This is a genomic window from Legionella drozanskii LLAP-1 (assembly GCF_001467585.1).
GTDB lineage: Bacteria > Pseudomonadota > Gammaproteobacteria > Legionellales > Legionellaceae > Tatlockia > Tatlockia drozanskii.
On record NZ_LNXY01000027.1, the window covers coordinates 618,975 to 635,970 of the forward strand.

The following is a 16,996-nucleotide window of genomic DNA, read 5'->3' on the forward strand; positions in this document are numbered from 1 at the left end:
ATGAAAATCCATTTTATTGGTTTTGGAAATATGGCTAAAGCCATCGCTCACAGTTTAGCTAACCAGGATGAAATCGCTCAGATTAGAGCGACCTCTCCTTCGTTGAAAACAGGAAAAACTCCGGAAGGAATTATCACGAATTCGAATAATTTAACGGGGCTTAAAGAGGCTGATCTCGTTATCTTAGCCGTTAAACCAGCGAAAATGGCTGAGATTTTAGCTGAAATTAAGGCAGAACTGCCTGAGCCTTGTCTACTCATCTCAGTCGCAGCAGGTCTCAGTTTGAGTTGGTTAGAACAACATTGTCGGCCCAACCAAGCTATTATTCGCTCGATGCCCAACATAGCAGTTACAGTGGCTAAAGGGGCAACTCCGCTGATTGCCAATCGCTTTGTCAGTCAAGAACAAAAACACTATGCTGAACAGCTTTTTCAACGCTCTGGAATCATTTCTTGGACAACAGAGGAAAAGCATATTGATGCCTTTACAGCCCTATCCGGCAGTGGGCCAGCCTATGTTTTTCTCTTTCTAGAAGCAATGATTAGCGCGGCACAGAAATTAGGTCTTAGTGAAGAGATAGCAAAAACCTTTGCTTTGCAAACAATGGGGGGGGCTATAAGTTTGGCAACGAACTCCAAGGTTGGAATCAGCGAATTGCGAAAAAAGGTTACATCACCTGCTGGTACAACAGCAGCTGCAATCGATATACTTCAGCAACAGGGATTTTCTGAATTACTCTTGAAAGCAATGGAAGCCGCTTATGAGCGCGCTAAACAGCTCGGTGCTTCACCCACTCTGCTATAGTTGCAGCATTAATTACTTATTGTGAGGATAACATGTCAGGATTTATAGCTGTTGGTCATTTTTTAGTATCACTCTTATTTAGCTTAGTTTTACTGTTGTTATGGGCACGGATGTTTTTGCGTTTTTGCAAAATTTCTCCCTTGCATTCAATTTATAAAATGGTTAAAACATTCACAGATCCACTGGTTAAACCCCTGGAAGGATTGTTCACTTCAAAGAAAACCAAGCCCTCTCGCTATGACTGGCCTTGTTTTATAGTCATCGTGATCGCTGAAATTATTAAATTTACGCTACTCAGCTTCTTGCTTTATAAGGTCATGATGCCTTTAAGCTATTTATTATTATTTGTCTTTGCAGATCTTATTGTACAACCCTGCAATCTTCTTTTTTACATTATTTTAATACGGGTCATCATGAGTTGGGTCAACCCAAGCTGGCATCATCCAGTTGTGGACGTGATGAAAAAGATTACCGATCCTTTATTAGCATTCGGGCGCTCTTTAATACCCGATATTTCTGGCTTTGATTTCTCCCCCTTTATTATCCTTATCCTCTTGAAAGTAATTACTTTATTTATGAGTGCTTCACTTCCGATAAGGCTTATTTAATCCTCTCTGATTAGTAAAAATTATCAATGTGAATAATTATTATAAGATGATAAAATTTGCTAATCAGTTTGAGAAAAACTTTCTCTTTATCAGCAAAAAATGAAGGGAGAGCTATACTAAAATTAAGTTGGGATTATTTGAGATGAACTCATGAGTAGCCGATTAGTGGTAGCTTTGGGAGTTATTTCTTTCTCATTGAATGCAATGGCTGATGTACAATCCTATTACTGCCCACAAAACCGCGGCTATATTAGTATTGGCATGACACCAGACCAAGTTATCTCTGCTTGTGGCCAACCAATCAGTCAACAACAATCAAGTCAACCCGTCATGCAAAGAGTACCTGTACAACAACTGATGTATAACAATGCAGGCGCCCCAACCGCTTTTTATGGCGTATGGCAAATACCAACAGGAACCAATACCGGTGCCCAAGTGCAAGTGAATGTCGTTGATGGTAAAGTTAAATCCGTCAACATAAATGGCTCAGGAACAAACGCCTTTTCCGTTTGCGGTGGTACTAGTATTCAAGTCGGTGACCCCGTTTCTAAAGTGTATGGCTCTTGTGGCACCCCTTCTGTAGTCAACAATAGCTACATCAATGAACCCATTCAGTCTAACCAAAAACCACAGGTATGGATCTATCAAGCCGGTGATTATCAATCACCAGTCACCTTGACATTTGTTAACGGCAAACTACAATCCATCGATTAAGTTATATTTTGGAATCAAACATGAGTGAATCAATCGATGATTTAACTATCGCTTACAGCGAAGATGGTACTACTGAAAAAACCAAAGAATTAGGAAAGCACGTTTTATCCAAAGGTGCTTGGACGACAATCATGTTTCGTTATCAAGATTGGGATAACGGCAAAAATGATTTTGGGCCTGTGAAATATTCAATTAGACGCTATCAAAAGCGAAACAATCAATATTGGATGAAATCAAAGTTTAATATTTCCAGTGAAGATCAGGCGCGTAAAATCATTGAGGTGCTGACCGATTGGTTAGCTAAAGATGAGGCTTAGATCGTTGATCTAAGATATGGACCTTCTGCGAAAGCGGGATCCAGGTTCAACCTACCTGGAGCCCGCAAATTCTCAGAATTTCACCATGTAAGATTCAGGCTTATCCTGATTTATCTTTTGAATCACATCCTTACTTAATCCTGTAGCACCTACGATTGTACCTATATTAAAATGTTGTACTCCATTCATCAAAGTGATTTCATTGATGTCATCAACGCGATTAAAACCTTCATAAACTTCTAAATCGTCATTGCCAATATTTAAGAAACTATGAAAATTTCCGATAGGAATTGAGATCAAATCACCGCGATGGATGAGCGTATGAAACACTTTTCCATCATCATTCATCAGAGTGAAAAAGGCATCGCCTCTTAATACAAATAACAGCACATCACCCGAAGTATACCAATGAGGAATACGTAAGACCTTGGGCTTCATAATCGTTCTTTGCAAGGCCATGGCCTTCATATTAGCGTTAATTTTCGGGTCGATTCGTGTGATTGAACCGAGTTCTGACTGGTAAATCGGTTTAGTCGTCTTAAAATTATTCGATAACAGGCTGTAGGCCTCAGCCTTTACAGGTGCCGCTGCCGGATCAAAAGCGCTTAATTTATTTACTGTTGTTTTTTTAATACTAGCAATATCGCTTTCTGAAAGACCAACGGCACGTGCTAGTATCGTATCAGGCAATGAAGCCCAAGCGGTCAAAAAATCTCTATCTGCAGCAATTGGCGAATCGTAAACAACCAGGAATTTCATCTTGTCTTGGCCCACATTTTCCAACGAGTGGAGCTTAGCTTTGGGAATAATCCAGGTACCATTTTTCTCCACGGTGTACATTTTTGTGGTTCCGGAACCTTCCCAAATGGTGACTCTCATTTTACCCTCGAGAACTGTACCTATCTCTGTAGCATTAGCATGCCAATGTGGAACACGCATCGCATCCGTGACCACTTCGTAGTAAAAAAGTAAGCCTGTTTTATTAGAAAGAAGCTGCTTGGCCGTCTCTGCAATTCTTATCCCGGCACTATTTTTATCAATCTGACCTTGTTTAAATAAATTGATGCGATAAGGAAAGTCAGCTTTTAAATTGGTAGATTCATCCTGTAAAAGCTTTTGAATGTTGGGCTCGGGACTATAAGCCGAGCTGTCAGGTCCGGATGTAGGAGGAGTCTCGCTTGGCTCTGCAGCCTGTGCTTGCGACATCAAGAGTCCAGATAGAAAAATAACTCTAATGACCGCTGATCGATATTTCCTTATCATCTTTCAGATTCCTTATTCTGGGAACAACCTTTCAATTTAGAATAGACTATTTTCATAAAGTTATTTATGAAATAATAGCGAGTTAACGTGTTATCCGATCATTGGAGAGCTTTTGAATCTTTATCCAAAGTGAACTATAATCTTTCGATCTTTTATTCTTGGGTGCTTATTGCATGAAATACCGATCTAAAGTCTTGCTTTCGACACTCATCATTTTTACGGCGCTCTGTTATATCTTCGCCAGTCATCATAAAATACCCAGCAAAAATACGAATGAATCAAAACCAATTACAGTAGAAACTGCGCCTGTTACTGAAAAAATTCTCGCTGAAAAATTTGAAACGATCGGCAGCCTAGCGAGTACAGATAACATCGATATTAGCTCCGAACTTGCAGGTCAAATTGCTGCCATTCATTTCACACCTGGCGCTTATGTTAAAAAAGGAATCTTGCTCATTCAATTGGATGATACCGTCTTGAAAAGTGAATTAGCGAGTGCAAAGGCCAATCTCACCTTGAGTGAAACCAACTATATTCGAACCAAAGAATTAGCGAAGCGAAGCCTTGCCTCCGAACAAGCTTTGGATAAAACGATGGCTGATTTACAAGAAAAAGAAAATACGGTCAAAGTGAAGCAAGCACAACTTGAGAAATTAAGTCTACGCGCTCCTTTTTCAGGCACCTTGGGATCAAGACAAGTGAGTGCCGGTCAATATGTAAAAATCGGCCAGCCGCTTGTCCACTTGGTTGCTAATCAAAAATTGCGCGTTGAATATAATTTGCCAGAACGTTATTTACCTAAACTTCTTCTTGGACAAAAAGTCAGCGTACGTTCCGATGCTTTCCCTAATAAAACCTATGTCGGTATCGTCAATTACGTCGCTCCCGCTATCGATAAAGAAACACGTACTATCGCTGTAGAAGCGCTAATCGACAATGTAGAGCGTTTATTGTCAACCGGTTTATTTGTACGGGTAAGTCATCAATTCGGAGAAAAAAAGAAACGGCTGCTTGTCCCTGAAGAAAGTCTAATCCCAACTATCAATGGTCAGAAAATTTTTGTCTTACGAGGCAAAAAAGCGGTCGCCGTTCGCGTCAAAACAGGGGCTCATCATGCTTCAATGACTGAAATTTGTAGCGGACTAAAACCTGAAGATATCGTCATTATTCGTGGTCAACATAAGCTAAAAGAAGGTAGCCGCGTGATTGATATTCATCAAGGATAGGCATGGTTAATTTTCCTGAACGCTGTATTCAACGCCCTGTTTTTACAGTGGTTTTAACCCTAATTTTGATCATCGCTGGTTTGATTAACTTCAGCAAGCTTCCTCTCAGGCATTTACCAAATATTGATAAACCCGTTGTTCATATTGCTACCGACTTTGACGGAGCAAGTCCTGAACTCATGGAAAAAGAAATCACCATTCCCATTGAAAACGCCATCTCCGGTATTTCAGGAATTGATACCCTTCGTTCGACTAGTCTTTTGGGCAAAAGCCGAATTAATATCGATTTTCAACTCGGCGTGGATATTAATGAAGCGGTCAACGATATTCGGAATAAGCTTTCTGCACTTCAAGCAAAACTGCCTAAAGACAGCCATCCTCCTACTGTTAGTAAAAATGATGCGGACGCCAATCCTGTAGCGGTCATTGGTTTTAATGATAAATCAAAAACACCACTCGACATTACCGACTATGTGACTCGTAACATCAAACCTATTCTGCAAGAAATTAAAGGAGTTGGGGAGGTCACCTACCACGGCGGCCGTGATTACGCGGTTAAGGTGGCTCTGGATCCTGTCAGAATGGCTGCCCATCAGGTCACTGTTGCCGAAGTGAAAAATGCTATGATGCAGCAAAATATTGACGTGCCAAGTGGACAAATTAAAAGCACCAATCGCTATTATACGGTGGTCACTCATGCCCGCTTACAAGATGCTAAGCATTTTTCAGATTTAGTCATCGCTCAACGCAATAATCAACTCATACGTCTAGGCGAAATCGCCAGAATTACAGTGGGTAGCGAAAATGAGGATAATTTATTGCGAATTAATGGCAAACCGGCCGTCGGCCTCGCTATCCTTGCTCAATCTACTGCGAATCCCGTTGAAGTGGCTGCGGCAGTGCGTAAAACCATTAGTTCTTTAAAACAAACTCTTCCTCCTGGCTTTAATATTCAATTTGTTTTTGATTCAACCCGATTTATCAAGCAATCCATTCATGAAGTGTATAAAACATTTATCGAAGCTATCTTATTTGTTGGCCTCGTGGTCTTTTTATTTTTAGGGAATCTGCGCGCTGCCGTTATTCCGATTATTACTATTCCTATTTGTTTAGTAAGTGCTTTTTGGCCGATGTATTGGCTAGGATTTGAACTCAATACACTGACTCTTTTAGCCATGGTTTTAGCGATCGGCTTAGTCGTCGATGACGCGATAGTGGTGCTTGAAAATTGTCACCGACATATGCAAACAGGACTGAGACCCCTGCAAGCAGCCATTAAGGGCTCCAATGAAATCGTTTTTGTAGTCCTAGCAATGACTATTACCCTCGCTGCCGTTTATGCTCCCATGGGCTTTGTCGCGGGTTTTACTGGAAAATTATTTTTGCAATTTGGTACTACTCTCGCGCTCAGCGTCATTATTTCAGGTATCGTTGCCTTGAGCTTATCACCCATGATGTGCTCGAAATTATTAAAACCAGAAGAGGGTCGCTATAGCCGTTGGCTCGATCGACAATTCGATAAATTAAGCGCTAGCTACCAGCAGAGTTTAAATTTTGCCCTTAATCATCCTCTGCGTTTGTCTACAATTTTATTATTCTCCTGCTTGATAGGTCTTTTTTGCTATTTCCATTTGGGTGCGGAGCTGGCTCCGATTGAGGATCAATCTTATATTATCGGTCCCATCTCATCGCCTACTAACTCGAGTACCAGCTATACCGATCAATACAGCCGTGAGCTTGAATCAATTTATGAAACCATTCCAGAAAAAGCAGCTTACCTCACCTCAGTCAAGCCCACCTCAGCCTTTACCTTATTAAAATTAGTACCCTGGGATAAACGAAAGCGTTCACAAAAAGAAATCTCTAATGAGCTTAGCGATAAAATGCAAAAAATTACCGGGGTGAGTGTATTCCCCGTAAGCCCCAATCCTTTTGGCCATCGAGGTGGAAACAACAGTCAATTTAGCGTCGCCCTTTTAGGTAATATTTCTTATTTAAAACTCAATGACATTAGTAGTGAAATTGTAAAAATATTAGCCGATGACCCCCGTTTAAGGCATGTTAAAAATAACTTAGCGCTGGATAGTGAGCAGGTTGATATCGAGATTGATCGTCAATTAGCAGCGGATTTAGATGTCAATTTAGCAGATGTCGCTGAATTGCTTTCGACTATGTTGGGTGGATCTAATCCTGTGAATTTTAATTTCGATGGTCAATCCTACAAAGTGATCTTACAACTGCAACAATCCGATCGAAGAGATGTTTCGGTGTTAAATAAGCTTTATGTACAAAGTGGTCGAGGTCGAATGATTCCTTTATCTACTCTTATTCAAATTAATAACACCATAGGCCCTGATAGCCTTCCGCATCTCAATCGTTTGCGTGCAGCTAATATTAGTGCAGAATTAACCCCGGGTGCGCGCCTCAATGAAGTGATCAAAGACGTCAAAACACTCTTTAAAGAAAAACTTCCTGATGATATTCAATACCGTTTTATTGGCGCTGTTAGAGATTATATTGAATCGTCTGATAGCAGCTTATATGCTTTTTTGTTAGCGTTATTGTTCATTTATCTTGTGCTAGCTGCGCAATTTGAAAGTTTTATTGACCCTCTTATCGTCCTTTTCAGTGTTCCTTTATGCTTAGTCGGTGCGATAACTGCACTCTATTTATTTGGTGAAAATTTATCAATCTACAGCAACATTGGTATGGTTACCTTGATCGGTCTGATTACCAAACATGGAATTATGATTACAGAATTTGCTAATCATCAAATTAATTTGGGACGAACTAAACGGGATGCAGTCGTGGAAAGTGCAAAAATACGCTTACGCCCTATTCTCATGACTACGCTAGCTATGATTTTGGGTGCGCTACCTTTAGCGTTAGCTTCAGGTGCAGGCGCTGAAAGTCGTCAGCAATTGGGCTTGGTCATTATAGGGGGAATGATGGTTGGAACGCTGTTTTCGTTATTTATCGTTCCTTTGGCTTATATGGTTATATCAAGGAGAGCGGTTAGGGTAGAGGTTGAGGAAGAAGCCCTCTCGGTCCGACCCGGATAGAACAATGTCCTTCGCGGGAGAGGGAAATGGACATATCCACACTAAGACAACATGCTCGTGATTTAGTGAAACTGCATCTCTTTCTTAGGGAGTAATTGACAATATAGCGCTTCTCGAATAAATTGTCCGCTGGCAATGCTGAGCAAAAATACCACAGCCAAAGTTCCCCATTGGCAAGATTCATTTCGTTGATATCGGCATCCCTAATTTTCATGAGCAATACTCTGACCAAGCTTAGTGTGAGTAGATTTTTGGTCTTTTTGAAGGATTCTAAATGGCATCATCTTATCCAAAATATCGTCCTGATATCGACGGCTTACGTGCGATAGCTGTTTTATCGGTTGTTTTCTTTCATGCCTTTCCTACACTATTGAAGGGGGGGTTTATTGGGGTGGATATTTTCTTTGTCATCTCAGGATTCCTTATTTCAACCATTATATTCGGTCACTTAGAGCAAAATAGTTTTAAAGTCACTGAATTCTATAGCCGGCGTATAAAGCGCATTTTTCCAGCGCTTTTACTTGTTCTACTCAGCTGTTATTTATTAGGTTGGTTCGCCTTATTTGCTCAAGAATACAAGCAATTAGGTAAACATATTTTCAGTGGCGCAGGTTTTATTTCTAATATTATTTTATGGACTGAAAGCGGTTACTTTGATAACACAGCAGAAACTAAGCCTTTATTGCATCTTTGGTCGCTTGGTATTGAAGAGCAATTTTATATTGTTTGGCCATTATTGCTGTATTTCGCTTGGAAGCGAAAAATGAATATTTTGCTCGTTATTGCTGCTGTTTGCCTTATTTCATTCTCATTAAACATTGGCAGAGTACATCGCGATATTATAGGCGCATTTTACGCACCGCAAACGCGATTTTGGGAACTATGGCTTGGTTCTCTTTTAGCTTATCTCAGCTTATATCCGCAAAAATTCACTGCGATTGTCGACAAGTTCAAACTTAAAGTTGCTTTTCCGAAACTTAGCAATGCAACTGCGATTTTTTCTGATGATGCGCGTTCGATTTTGGGAGGTATTTTAATTCTTTCAGGTATTCTTTTTATTATTAAAGAACGGGCATTTCCTGGTTGGTGGGCCTTATTACCAAGCCTAGGCGCTGTTCTAATTATATCTGCAGGACCTAATACCTGGATCAATCGAAAAATACTTTCTAACAAACTGTTAGTTTGGTTCGGTTTAATCAGTTTCCCCTTATATCTTTGGCATTGGCCTCTCCTCGCTTTTGTGCGTATTGTGGAGGGTCAAACGCCTAAGCCCGAAATTCGTTTTTTGATCGTCTTAGTATCTATTGCATTTGCCTGGTTAACCTATGAATTACTTGAAAAACCAATTCGTCATCGTGGCCAAAAAAAGATAGTCATTCTACTTTTGGTATTAATGGTCACCATAGGATGTATAGGACGTTACTGCTATAAACAAGATGGATTCTTAGCACGCCCTATCATGAAAAATGCTGCAAAGATTAACGAGCAATTTGTTGGCCCTTTATGGAAATATACTAAAAATGACTTTTGCTTAAACCGCTACCCTTTCGCCGAAACTAAAAATTATGGCTGGTGGTTTTGCATGATAACTCGGGATGAAAAACCTAGTTTATTACTCCTTGGGGATAGTTTGGCGAATCAACTTTATGCTGGACTTTCACAGCACAGTATTTTCTCCAAAAACAATATTCTTTCCATAGGTACCTGTGATCCTGCAGAAGTTGATCCAGCAACCGTAAATAAAGATTATAATCGCTCACCCTGTTCAGGTGATCGCCCGCTACATCAGCAGAAATTTATTAATCAAATTATTGAAAAAAATTCTGACTCTTTGAAATACGCCATACTCAGTTTAAGTGGTGTTGTGAATGATCCAAATTATATTCAACGCTTGAAAAAGAGAGTGGACTTTTTAGAGAAAAATCATCTTAAAGTGATCATTTTTATGAGACCACTAGCCTTTGCCGATAACATTCAAAGCTGTTTTTCAAGACCATTCAAAATGGGTTCTCAGACAAAATGTGAGAGCAGTTTGGAACAACGAAAAGACATTAAAACGCTTTTTAAACCACTTAAAGCTTATTTTGCTAAATCAAATCCTAAGGTTATTTTCTTTGATCAAAATGATTTATTTTGTGATCACGAAAAATGCTCTATGGTGCGTAATGGCATGCCGTTGATGAGAGACGATGTGCATATCTCAGAATATGCGAGTATTGAAGTTTCTAAAATTTTCGCAAAGTGGGTAAAGAAACACGTTCCAGAGATGTTGGCTTAATTAGGTTCATCTTAGCCCAACAAGATTTTTTAAAATAGCTCTAATCATTGGGAATGTTGGGCTAAGGTCCTGAGGTATCGTCACTTTTTTTGAATAATATTTCGAGTCAAATCCAGTGTTTTACTGAACCGTTCAGCCTGAGGAGGAGCGCCAGCGACGTCTCGAAGGGCCTGTCCTGAGACACTCGAAGAGCCTTTTGCACCAAGGCTTCGAGACAGCGCTACGCGCACCCGAGCATCCTGAGGCTCTCGAAGGACTCAGCCCGAACGGAGCGAGCTACCGATTGGAGCAACAGCTATTTTTGTTCAAAAAAGTGGATACCTCAGGGCTAAGGCCCAAGCTACAGAGTTTTTCAATTCAAGACAATTGGGTCTAAAAATAACAACCTACCCCTTTATCGCCTATTATTTGGCAGAGTTTAAACTGAGAATCATCTAAGCGATAACTGACAGCGCCATAAGTGGCTACTATTTTACCTTTGACTCGCTGTAATCGAGGTAGTGCGAATTTCGTTTCATTTTGACAGGCTGTTTTAATTTGCAACCATTGGGCATTATTCGCAGCTAATTTGCTTTTTAGCCTGGGTTGGAACGAATTTTCCCCACAGGGCTCAAGAGCCTTTTTAGATAAGGTTGGAACAGTAAAAACGGTGTCATACCTAGCCATAGCTGCTTTTACCGCATTTTCCGCGTCCAAAATACCACTTCCACAAGGTTTACTACCCACACAAGAGTTATTGCTATCGACAGTCTCTTTAAAGGAATGAGTCGTTGTATAAAGAAGCTGCTCTACTTTCTCTGGCGTTATATCATTCTGACTTACCGCATAGACCAAGCCTGCTACTCCCGCAGCATGAGGTGCCGCCATACTTGTTCCTTGATAAAAATCATATCCGGAGTTTTGATAACCACCCCCTGGGTTAACTGTGGAAAGAACACCGCCTTGTCTGCCATACATTAAATCTCCCCCAGGTGCTGCAAAACTTACTCCTGGACCGTAATTAGAATAATAGGCACGGAGGCCTTCAAGACCTGTAGCAGCAACTTTGATAGTATCATTACAGACAGCTGGAGCATTGTAATGTTCCCAGCGATTTTCATTGCCTGCAGCGACAGTTATTACTGCGCCGTGACGACGAACAAAATGGAGTGCTTCTTGTAAAGCAAGATCACAATGTTCAATTTCTTTACCAGGCTCTCTATCGACGCCAAAACTCATATTTATTATTTTAGCAGGATAAGGGTTCTCCGGTACGCCAGGAACACTTCCACCAACAGACCAATAAAGGGCATTAATTACCTGACTTTCATAGAACATGCCTGTCGCATCTGGAATTTTGATAGGCAAAATTTTTAAATGATGACCAACGCCGAGCATCATGTCACTGTAGGCAGCAATAATTCCTGCCACATGAGTTCCGTGATAAGTGCGCGTTTCGTCTAGAACATCCTCATTATTAGCAGCAAAATTCCAGCCCCAAACTTTGCCCTCATCATTTTTCATAAAAGTATTCATTAGACTCGAATGTAATGCGATACCGGTATCTAAAACAGCAACGACGACGGGTGGCGTCGCAAGACCATGGGTGTAAGCCCAAGCGCCGTCGGCTAGGCCAGCAGCAGACTCCAATCTTACGCCCCCGGGTGCCGCAAATTCATTCCATTGTGATTCATGTGAAATAAAAGCACCTTCTTCATTCAGGGGAGGATTTACCAGCGGTTTGAAATATCCTTTTCGATCTTTTAGAGCGTAGAGCACATTTGGATTTTTACGTAATTCCTCTAATACGATTGAGGTGGCATCCATTTTTTCTTCAGTTCGCTGTAGTTTTTTGCCATCGAAACTGGCTACAAACGCGCCACCTGCGATAGCTGTTAAGTGCTCAAAAGGTAAATTGGCGGTTTGGCTTAATTGGGCTTTTAGGGTAGCTAGAGTTGGCGTTTTCTTATATTTGATAATGATTTGTACCGATTCTTCAGCAGTAAATCCTTGAGTAGCCAATAAACACATTAATCCCGCTATACCGATTTGATACGACATTGTTACTCCTGTACTTAGGATAAAAACACACCGCTGAGGAATGAGAACAAAAATTTTAACTAGGCAAACCCCGCAGCTGGCTGCGGGGTTTATTATTAATAACGATAATGGTCAGGTTTGTAAGGTCCTTCGACTGAAACACCGATATAAACTGCTTGCTCTTTTGTGAGTTGAGTTAATTTCGCACCAATACGAGCCAAATGCAGCCGTGCTACTTTTTCGTCTAAATGCTTAGGTAACACATAGACTTGTTTCTCATAATTTTGTCCATTTTGGAACAATTCAATTTGTGCCAAAACTTGGTTGGTAAAGGAAGCCGACATGACAAAACTTGGGTGTCCGGTAGCACAGCCCAAATTCACTAAACGGCCTTCAGCAAGAATAATGATTCGTTTGCCATTTGGAAAAATAACATGATCGACCTGTGGTTTAATATTATCCCATGAGTATTGACGCAGACTTTGAATATCAATTTCTGAATCAAAATGGCCAATATTGCATAAAATCGCCTGATTTCTCATACGCAGCATATGTTCATGACGTACCACATGATAATTACCCGTCGCAGTCACAAGAATATCGACCTGCTCGGCAACCTCATCAAGAGTGACAACACGATAACCTTCCATCGCTGCTTGTAAAGCGCAAATAGGATCGATTTCACTGATCCATACCGTTGCTCCTTGACCACGCAGGGCTTGGGCACAGCCCTTACCTACATCACCATAACCTAGAATAAGAGCTACTTTACCCGCAATCATCACATCGGTTGCTCGTTTTAAACCATCCAGCAACGATTCACGGCAGCCATATAAATTATCAAATTTTGATTTGGTTACCGCATTATTGACGTTAATTGCAGGAGTTTTTAATTGCTCTTTTTTTGCCATTTCATATAATCTGGCAACACCTGTGGTTGTTTCTTCTGATACGCCTTTGATGTCTGGAAGCAGATCTGGGTATTTTTCATGGATGAGCTGAGTTAAATCGCCTCCATCATCGAGAAGTAAATTGGGCACCCAACCGTTAGGTCCAACTATTGTTTGCTCGACACACCACCAATACTCCTCCTCTGTTTCACCTTTCCAAGCAAATACAGGAACACCAGCCTCAGCGATTGCTGCTGCTGCATGATCTTGGGTAGAAAAAATATTACAAGAAGACCATCTGACTTCTGCCCCCAATGCTAATAAAGTTTCAATGAGTACGGCAGTTTGGATCGTCATATGTAAACAACCTGCAATACGCGCACCCTTTAATGGTTTTTTATCAGCAAATTCTTCACGCAATGCCATTAAACCCGGCATTTCAGTCTCAGCAATGGCGATTTCTTTACGTCCCCAAGCTGCAAGCGACAAATCAGCTACTTTAAAATCTTGGCTCATCTGATTTTTCATCACAACAGAATCCTGTTTCATGTTTATCCTCGTGTATCTGTTGACCTTATAGTGCTTTTGCTAAGGTCTCAACTTTGTCTAAGCGCTCCCAAGGAAAATAGTCGCGCCCATAGTGCCCGTAAGCGGCAGTTTTACGATAAATAGGCCGTAATAATTCGTGATGATCGATAATTCCCTGCGGCGTTAAATCAAAATGGGTATTAATCAAATCAATGATCACGTTATTGGGTAATCGTCCGGTTCCAAAAGTATCCACGCTAATTGACGTTGGTTCGGCGATACCGATAGCATAAGAAACCTGGATTTCACACTTATCCGCAATTCCTGCTGCCACAATATTTTTAGCGACGTAACGAGCCGCGTAAGCCGCAGAACGGTCAACTTTAGAAGGATCTTTACCTGAGAAACAACCTCCACCGTGTCGCGCCATACCGCCGTAGGTATCTACAATAATTTTACGTCCTGTCAAACCACAATCTCCCAGAGGCCCACCAATAACGAAACGACCTGTAGGATTAATGAAATAACGAGTTTTTGGTAATAGCCATTCGTTAGGTAAAATTGTTTTAATAATTTCTTCGCGCACTGCTTCAACGAGATCTTTTTGGCTAATTTCAGGGGCGTGTTGTGTTGAGAAAACAATTGTATCGACCGCAACTGGTTTACCATTTTCATATTTAAGCGTTAACTGACATTTCGCGTCTGGACGAAGCCAAGGAAGTTGATTCGTTTTACGCAACTCTGCTTGTTTTTCCATTAAGCGATGAGAATAAGCAATTGGAGCTGGCATGAAAACATCGGTTTCACGACTCGCGTAACCAAACATTAACCCTTGATCACCGGCACCAAGAATTTTAGTTTCTTCATTATCAACGCCGCGCGCGATATCAACGGACTGCTTACCAATCGCTGACAATACAGCACAGGATGCCCAGTCAAAACCCATTTCTGAGCTATTATAACCGATGTCTTTAATCACTTCGCGAGTAATGGCTTCGACATCAACCCAAGCGGAAGTCGTAATCTCTCCACCGACTAGTACCATACCTGTTTTGACAAATGACTCACAGGCTACGCGCGCTTTCGGATCTTTGGCCAAAATTGCGTCTAAGATAGCATCTGAAATTTGATCGGCTATCTTATCTGGATGTCCTTCAGAAACTGATTCTGATGTAAAAACATAAAAATCACTCACGCTATTTCCTCTTAAGTTATTAGATTAATTTCGATCCTTAGTCTTTCAACCTCGGAAAGCGAATAACTGAATTCAGCTCATCATTGTAATAAATTCATCAAATATGACTTCAATATCATGAGGTCCAGGGCTTGCCTCAGGATGTCCTTGGAAACCTAAAGCAGGCTTATGTTTATGCCTAATTCCTTGCAGGCTTTGGTCAAATAATGAGCGATGAGTTACCTCTAGACAATCCGGCAATGTCGCTTCATCAATGGCAAAACCATGATTCTGGCTCGTGATATACACTCGCTTAGGCTCATTCACTTCAACAACTGGGTGGTTAGCCCCATGATGACCAAATTTCATTTTTAATGACTTTGCTCCGTTTGCTAAGGCAAGTATTTGAAAACCTAAGCAAATTCCTAAAAGCGGCGTCCCTGCCTCTAAAAATTCTTGCGTCGCTTTAATCGCATAATCACAAGCTAGAGGATCGCCAGGGCCATTGGATAGAAAAACCCCATCAGGATTTAAAGCTAAAGCCTCTTGTGCCGAGGTTTTAGCCGGAACTAAAGTTACATGACAACCTTTATCACGCAATATACGCAATATAGTATGTTTCACCCCAAAATCATAGGCGACCACATGAAATTCAGAAGGTTTAGAGTCCGGTCCCCATTCACCTCGGCCCATATGCCAACGTTCTATAGTTTGTCGAGATACTTCGCAAGCTAAATCGCTTCCCTCCATGCCTGAAAAAGAACGGGCCTTTTCTAAGGCGAGTTTAGGGTTGTCCGTATCGGTGCTAATGCAAGCGGCAATTGCCCCCTGCTCTCGTAGGCGAATGGTAAGTTCACGAGTGTCTATTCCAGCGATGGCGACAATTCCCTGTTTTTTTAACCAATCTGGTAGGGATTGTTGTGAGCGATAATTACTGGGTAGTAAAGCACACTCGCGCATCACTAGGCCTGCTGCCCAAATTCGTGATGACTCCATATCATCGGAGTTGCAACCTGTATTTCCTACATGCGCTGTAGTTAGTGTAATAATTTGCTTTGCATAAGAGGGATCGGTTAACATTTCCTGATAACCGGTCATTGCGGTATTGAATACTAACTCCCCCACACAATCACCATTAGCACCAACGGAGATTCCGTCCAAAATTGTGCCATCGGCAAGAACTAATATCGCTGGTTTATTAAACATAACAGACTCATAATCAGAGTAGTATTATTGGACAAAGTAGATTGACGACCCACCCAATACTTACATGCTGAGACAAAATAACCGATTGTACCGTAGGCTAGGTTGACATTGCTACCATTTTGGCTGAAAACCCAATAATTTCTAGGCTTAACGCTTAAATAAAGCGTTTTAAATAGCCTAGCGTATTTATACCCCAGAAAAATTAACTTTTTTGACACATAATTTTCAACTAATACTCTTTTTGTAATTAAATACACCGCAAGTGATCAAAATATTTACATGTGTTAATTATTATGCTATTTTCGCCATTTTTTGTATTAAGAGTAACATTATGAAACAACCTATTATTCGTTTTTCTTCATTTATATTGGCGGCAGGGCTCTTTTCACAAGTCTTTGCGGAGATGCCTCCCCGACCTGATCGTTGCCCTAGTGCGGCAGTTATTAAATCCGCTGGATTAGCTTACGCTGAGTTAGATGAAGGCGAGTATACGGCCTATCAATTTCATAATTATGGAACGTCCAATATTTGGGCTTTTGGTATGACAGGAATTCACGCTAGTTCAACCCAAGAAGCTCTAGCTATTGGATACCAAGCCCTGATTTCCTTGAATGGCAATCCTGCACCAATACCAGTGACTACCGAAAATGTTTGGGCCTGTGTTTATTCTAACGGCGCTGGGTTAATGTCTTTAGCTTTTACTCCCCTGCCGGTCACTCGCTTAAATAAGAGCTTTAAATTGCAATCTCTTTCATAACCAATGACTTGAGAGATTTTTAAGCATTGAATTTTATGGGCCAAGGCTCCTTAGCCGTCAGGTATGCCATAGTTAGCTAATTATTCGACCTTGTAGGTTGATTACTCGTTCGGGCTGAGGAGGTACAAACTCCTCAGCCCGAGGGCACTC

The 16,996-nt window shown here is 41.0% G+C and carries 13 protein-coding genes; 8 read left to right on the forward strand and 5 right to left on the reverse strand.

All coding sequences use genetic code 11. From position 1 onward, the window contains the following. From proC to Ldro_RS11955, 4 genes are all read left to right on the forward strand, one after another. The gene (gene proC / locus Ldro_RS11940) at positions 1-804 is read left to right on the forward strand and encodes a pyrroline-5-carboxylate reductase (RefSeq protein WP_058496630.1); all 804 of its coding nucleotides are present in this window, start codon (positions 1-3) and stop codon (positions 802-804) included. 32 nt (positions 805-836) lie between these two features. Continuing rightward, positions 837-1,412, forward strand: a complete 576-nt coding sequence (locus Ldro_RS11945) for a YggT family protein (RefSeq protein ID WP_058496631.1) — start codon at positions 837-839, stop codon at positions 1,410-1,412. A 150-nt stretch (positions 1,413-1,562) separates the two neighbouring features. Further along, entirely contained in the window at positions 1,563-2,126 is a 564-nt protein-coding gene (locus Ldro_RS11950; RefSeq protein WP_058496632.1) for a DUF2845 domain-containing protein, read from the forward strand. A gap of 20 nt (positions 2,127-2,146) precedes the next feature. After that, complete coding sequence (locus tag Ldro_RS11955; protein ID WP_058496633.1) at positions 2,147-2,443, forward strand: hypothetical protein; 297 nt, start codon at positions 2,147-2,149, stop codon at positions 2,441-2,443. Between the two features lie 72 nt (positions 2,444-2,515). Here Ldro_RS11955 and Ldro_RS11960 read toward each other — a convergent pair whose 3' ends face one another. Next, a complete protein-coding gene (locus tag Ldro_RS11960) occupies positions 2,516-3,706 on the reverse strand; it encodes a cupin domain-containing protein (protein WP_083497957.1) in 1,191 nt (396 codons plus the stop codon). A 173-nt stretch (positions 3,707-3,879) separates the two neighbouring features. Here Ldro_RS11960 and Ldro_RS11965 point away from each other — a divergent pair, with 173 nt between their 5' ends. The 3 genes from Ldro_RS11965 (at position 3,880) to Ldro_RS11975 (ending at position 10,272) form a co-directional block, all read left to right on the forward strand. After that, on the forward strand, positions 3,880-4,932 hold the full coding sequence (locus tag Ldro_RS11965) for an efflux RND transporter periplasmic adaptor subunit (protein WP_058496635.1): 1,053 nt from the start codon (positions 3,880-3,882) through the stop codon (positions 4,930-4,932). A gap of 2 nt (positions 4,933-4,934) precedes the next feature. Then, entirely contained in the window at positions 4,935-7,994 is a 3,060-nt protein-coding gene (locus Ldro_RS11970) for an efflux RND transporter permease subunit (RefSeq protein WP_058496636.1), read from the forward strand. A gap of 274 nt (positions 7,995-8,268) precedes the next feature. Further along, entirely contained in the window at positions 8,269-10,272 is a 2,004-nt protein-coding gene (locus Ldro_RS11975) for an acyltransferase family protein (RefSeq protein WP_058496637.1), read from the forward strand. Positions 10,273-10,644: 372 nt separating this feature from the next. Here the strand turns inward: Ldro_RS11975 and Ldro_RS11980 are convergent, their stop codons facing one another. From Ldro_RS11980 to carA, 4 genes are all read right to left on the reverse strand, one after another. Further along, positions 10,645-12,312: a S8 family serine peptidase gene (locus Ldro_RS11980; RefSeq protein WP_058496638.1), complete on the reverse strand. Its 1,668-nt coding sequence runs from the start codon at positions 12,310-12,312 to the stop codon at positions 10,645-10,647. 95 nt (positions 12,313-12,407) lie between these two features. After that, on the reverse strand, positions 12,408-13,730 hold the full coding sequence (gene ahcY, locus Ldro_RS11985; RefSeq protein ID WP_058496639.1) for an adenosylhomocysteinase: 1,323 nt from the start codon (positions 13,728-13,730) through the stop codon (positions 12,408-12,410). A 25-nt stretch (positions 13,731-13,755) separates the two neighbouring features. After that, positions 13,756-14,904, reverse strand: coding sequence for a methionine adenosyltransferase (metK, locus tag Ldro_RS11990; RefSeq protein WP_058496640.1), 1,149 nt, complete (start codon positions 14,902-14,904; stop codon positions 13,756-13,758). Positions 14,905-14,976: 72 nt separating this feature from the next. Continuing rightward, complete coding sequence (gene carA, locus Ldro_RS11995) at positions 14,977-16,089, reverse strand: glutamine-hydrolyzing carbamoyl-phosphate synthase small subunit (RefSeq protein WP_058496641.1); 1,113 nt, start codon at positions 16,087-16,089, stop codon at positions 14,977-14,979. A 331-nt stretch (positions 16,090-16,420) separates the two neighbouring features. On the opposite strand from carA, the gene Ldro_RS12000 reads away from it, so the two are divergent. Continuing rightward, complete coding sequence (locus Ldro_RS12000; protein WP_058496642.1) at positions 16,421-16,846, forward strand: DUF4949 domain-containing protein; 426 nt, start codon at positions 16,421-16,423, stop codon at positions 16,844-16,846. Positions 16,847-16,996: the final 150 nt, after the last annotated feature.